A 4,358-nucleotide genomic window follows, 5' to 3' on the forward strand; every position below is an offset into this window, starting at 1 on the left:
AATGAAAAGAAAGGCGGCCGCTCTTGGATAATCAAGAGGAGCTTAATGTGGAGTAAACGATGGGTATCCGCGTTTTCACTCACAAACCCTTTGGCGATCTTGAAAGCATAGGAGCGACGGCGTAAGTTGCCTCTATTTCTGAATTGTTGAGGCGTGAGTATCAGGACCGGTGCTTTAGCGAGGGGCTGAGGCCGACGCCTCGCAAGAGGGGGCCAGGGTCGCCTGGCCCCCGTCTGTCATCTAAATTGTTTTTTGAAGGAGGTCGTGTGTTGATGAAGGGAAAGAAGTGGCTTCTTGCGCTGGTGGCCGTGCTGTGTCTGATGGGGACGGCGTGGGCCGGGGAGAGGGAGATCGTCTACAACCTGGGCATCGAGCCGCGGACGATCGACCCCGTGTTGAACAGTGCAGTGGATGGCTCCACGGTGCTCTATAACATCAGCGAAGGTCTGGTGCGCATCGGCCTTGACGACGCGCCGGAGCCGGGGTGCGCCGAGAGCTGGGAGGTCTCCGAGGATGGCCTGTCCTGGACGTTCCACCTTCGGGAGGGCCTGAAGTGGTCCGACGGCAAGCCCATGACGGCGGAGGACTTTCGGTATGGGGTCCAGCGCATGTTCACCCCGGAGAACGCCTGTCCCTTCGCCCATATCGGCTTCTTCATCAAGAACGCCGAGGCGTGCTTCAAGGGCACGGCGAAGCTGGATGAGTTGGGTGTGGCGGCGGTTGACGAGAGGACGCTGCGCCTGGACCTGGAGCACCCCAGCCCCATGATGTTGGACTACCTGTCCTACCACGTCTTCTATCCGGCACGGGCCGACGTGGTCGAGACGGACCCCCTGGACTGGCCTGCATCGGGCTCCTTCCCCTGCGACGGGCCCTTCACGATCACGGAGTGGAAGCACAACAGCGAGATGACTCTGGTGAAGAACCCTCACTACTGGGATGCAGACAAGGTGAAGCTGGACAGGCTCCGTATGGTCATGATCAACGACGCCGACGCGGCCCTGGCGGCCTTCAGGGACGGGAAGGTGGACTACAACCACACCATTCCAAGCTCCATGCTCCCGCAGCTGTTGCAGAGCGGCGAGGCCAGGATGCGAAACACCCTGGGCACGTACTTTTACGTTTTCAACACGACCCGCAGGCCCTTTGACGACGCGCGCGTGCGCAAGGCGTTTGCCCTGGCCGTCGACCGCACGGCCGTCGTCGAGAAGGTGACGATAGCTGGGCAGAAGCTGGCCAACGGCTTGATCCCTTACGGCATCCCGGGCGTGAATCCCAATGACCCTATGGTGGACTTCCGCGCCGAGGACAAGACGGAGTACCTCCCCCCGCGCGCCGACGTAGAGCAGGCGAAGAAGCTCCTGGCCGAGGCGGGCTACCCGGACGGAAAGGGCTTCCCCAAGGTGCAGTGCAAATATAACAACGATTTTTGGAACAAGGCCATCGCGGAGGCGCTTCAGGCCATGTGGAGGCAGAATCTGGGCGTTGTGGTGGACCTCGAGAACGAGGAGTGGAAGGTCTTCATCAACACCCGTAACGAGAAGGACTTCGACATCGCGCGCCACGGCTACCTGGTGGACTTCTTCGACGCGGGCAGCCTCCTGGAGCTGTGGCAGACGGGCGTTCCCGAGAACGTCGCCGGCTACGCCAACGAGGAGTATGACGCCCTGATCAAGGACTCCCTGAAGCAGATGGACCGCGCCAAACGCATTGAGGACATGCACAAGGCCGAGCAGATCCTGATGCAGGACCTGCCGGTGCTGCCGCTCTACTTCTACTCGACGCCCTACATGCAGAGCGCCCGGGTGAAGGGGATCTACATGTCGCCGCGCAACTGGGTGTTCTTCCGTGGCGCTGAAGTCGTGGAGCCGTAGCGAGAGGACGAGGGCGGAGGGCCTGCGGCCTGGTGCTAAAAGAGAAGGGGGTCGGCTTCGCCCGCCCCCCTTCTCTTTTAGTTGGGCAATGTGCCGACCAGCTCAGCTGGTTGCCCTTGAATATGCTGACGTCCGTCCTACTGCCCCGGATTTACTTCCTGTTGGAGGGGTCCGATTCTCCCCCGGCCCTTCGGGTTGCCTTCCGCCGCTCCAATTCGTCCAGGATGGCCTTGCGCAGGCGGATGGACTGCGGCGTGACCTCGACGAGCTCGTCCGCCTCAATCCACTCCATGGCCTTCTCCAGCGACATGCGGCGCGGGACGTCGAGCTTTGTGGTCAGCTCCTTGGTGGCGGAACGGTGGTTCGTCTGCTGCTTCCTCTTGGTGGGGTTGCAGGGCATGTCCCCCGGCCGGCTGTTCTCTCCCACGATCATGCCGTTGTACACGGGGTCCAGCGGCGAGATGAAGAGCGTCCCCCGCTCCTGCAGGTTCTCCAGCTGGTAGGCCGTGGCCTCTCCGGTGTCCAGACTCACCAGGGAGCCGCGGCTCCGCGTGACGAGGTCCCCCGCCCAAGGCGCGTAGCCGGAGAAGCAGCTCGACATGATGCCCAGGCCGCGGGTGTCGGTGAGGAACTCCCCCCGGTAGCCGATGAGGCCCCGCGTCGGGATCTCGATCTCGATGCGCAGCAGGCCGCGGTCCTGGTTGACGACGTTCTTCACCTTGCCCTTGCGCTGGGACATCTTCTCGAAGACGATGCCCTGGTACTCGTCCGGGACGTCGACGGTCACCAGCTCGTAGGGCTCCATCTTCACGCCATCCCGCGTTTCCGTGATGACCTCCGGCTTTGAAACGCAGAACTCCATCCCCTCGCGCCGCATCTCCTCGATGAGGATGCTCAACTGCAGCTCGCCGCGCCCCGACACCTTGACGCCGTCCGGACGGCCCAGGTCCTCCATGCGCAGGGAAACGTTGACGTGCATCTCCCGCTGGAGGCGGGCCTTGAGCTGCCGAAGCGTCACGGCCTGTCCCTCCCGCCCCGCGAAGGGGCCCGTGTTGACCAGAAAGAACATGGATACCGTTGGCTCCTCAATGGACAAGGGCTTCAGGGGATGGTCCGCAATGGCCTCCGCAGCGAAGGTGTCGCCGATGTCGATCTCCGTCGGGCCGGTGAGCCACACGATGTCGCCGGCCCCCACCTCGTCCACCTCGACGCGCTCCAGTCCGCGGGTCACCCACAGCTGCACCACCCGGGCGTTCTCCTGCCCCGTCGTCGTCCAGTCCGTGCCCGTGTGGTCCGTGGTGTTCCACTTCGTGGACACCCGCACGAAGGGGTCCCCTTTGCGGATGTGGCCCTGCAGGATCTTGCCGCAGCCGATGCGGCCCACATACTCGTTCCACGCCAGCGTGCTGACCTGCATCAGGAAGGGCTTGTCCGGGTCCACGTCGGGGGCCGGCACGTAGTCGATGATGGCCTGGAACAGGTCGTCCATGTTGTCGCGCCGCGGGTCGCTCAGGTCCTTCACGGCCCAGCCGGCGAGCCCCGATCCGTAGAGGACGGGGAAGTCTGCCTGTTCGTCCGTTGCGCCCAGCTCAAAGAAGAGGTCGAAGGTCTTGTTGAGGGCGCCGTTCGGGTCCGCGCCCTCGCGGTCCACCTTGTTGATGAACACCAGGGGCTTCATGCCGATGGAGAGCGCGTGCTGCAGCACGTAGCGCGTCTGGGGCATAGGGCCCTCGTTGGCGTCCACGATCAGGATGACGGAGTCCAGGATGCGCTCCACCTCGCCCGAAAAGTCCGCGTGCCCCGGCGTGTCGATGATGTTGATGAGGTACCCGCCCCATTCGACGGTGCAGGGCTTGGAGCGGATGGTGATGCCGCGCTCGCGCTCGATGGCGCCCGAATCCATCACGCGCTCCGCAACCTGCGTGTGGGCGCTGAAGGTCTGAGCCGCCCTGAAGATGGAGTCGATCAAGGTCGTCTTGCCGTGGTCAATGTGGGCTACGATAGCCAGGTTTCTGATCTTTTCTGCCTGCATAGGTCCTTGCCTTCCCAAAATGAAAATAGGTTCCCCCTGCGGAGAACGTTTCCCCTTTTCGTTCCTCAAAAAAACGCACTGCATTTTACCGCAAAAGACGGCCCGCCGCCAAGCGCTTTTTGTCGGTTTGCCCCAATTCGAAGGCCGCGGTATGGTCTTCGAGGGCGCGCGGAGGGGAGATCGCTGCACTGTTTTTGCGGGGCCGGAGCAGAAGGGCCAAAAAAAGAGGAGCCTGTCGGCCCCTCTTTTAGTTAAAATTACCCGACGGCATGGCCCTCGTCCGAAGGCTCGTGCCCTACATGGATGCCTGCGAGATCATCCAGATCGCCTTGCTGTAGCTCTCGATGTAATCGTCCATCTTGGTGGAAACGAGGTAGTTGTCGGAGGCGTCCGCGTCCGCCTTGATGGCCTTGACGCTCTCCAGGAGGTGCTTGAAGTCGCCGAGGATGGAT

2 protein-coding genes are annotated in these 4,358 nt (G+C 62.6%); one reads left to right on the forward strand and one right to left on the reverse strand.

Going from position 1 to position 4,358, the window contains the following annotated elements; all coding sequences use genetic code 11:
- The first annotated feature begins 272 nt into the window (after positions 1 to 272).
- Positions 273 to 1,874, forward strand: a complete 1,602-nt coding sequence (locus tag Q0629_RS06240) for a peptide ABC transporter substrate-binding protein (protein WP_298780302.1) — start codon at positions 273 to 275, stop codon at positions 1,872 to 1,874.
- Between the two features lie 151 nt (positions 1,875 to 2,025).
- On the opposite strand, the gene typA is transcribed toward Q0629_RS06240, so the two are convergent.
- Positions 2,026 to 3,906, reverse strand: coding sequence for a translational GTPase TypA (gene typA, locus Q0629_RS06245; protein WP_298780304.1), 1,881 nt, complete (start codon positions 3,904 to 3,906; stop codon positions 2,026 to 2,028).
- Positions 3,907 to 4,358 lie beyond the last annotated feature (452 nt).

The sequence above is a fragment of the uncultured Fretibacterium sp. genome, from assembly GCF_938030725.1.
GTDB lineage: Bacteria > Synergistota > Synergistia > Synergistales > Aminobacteriaceae > Fretibacterium.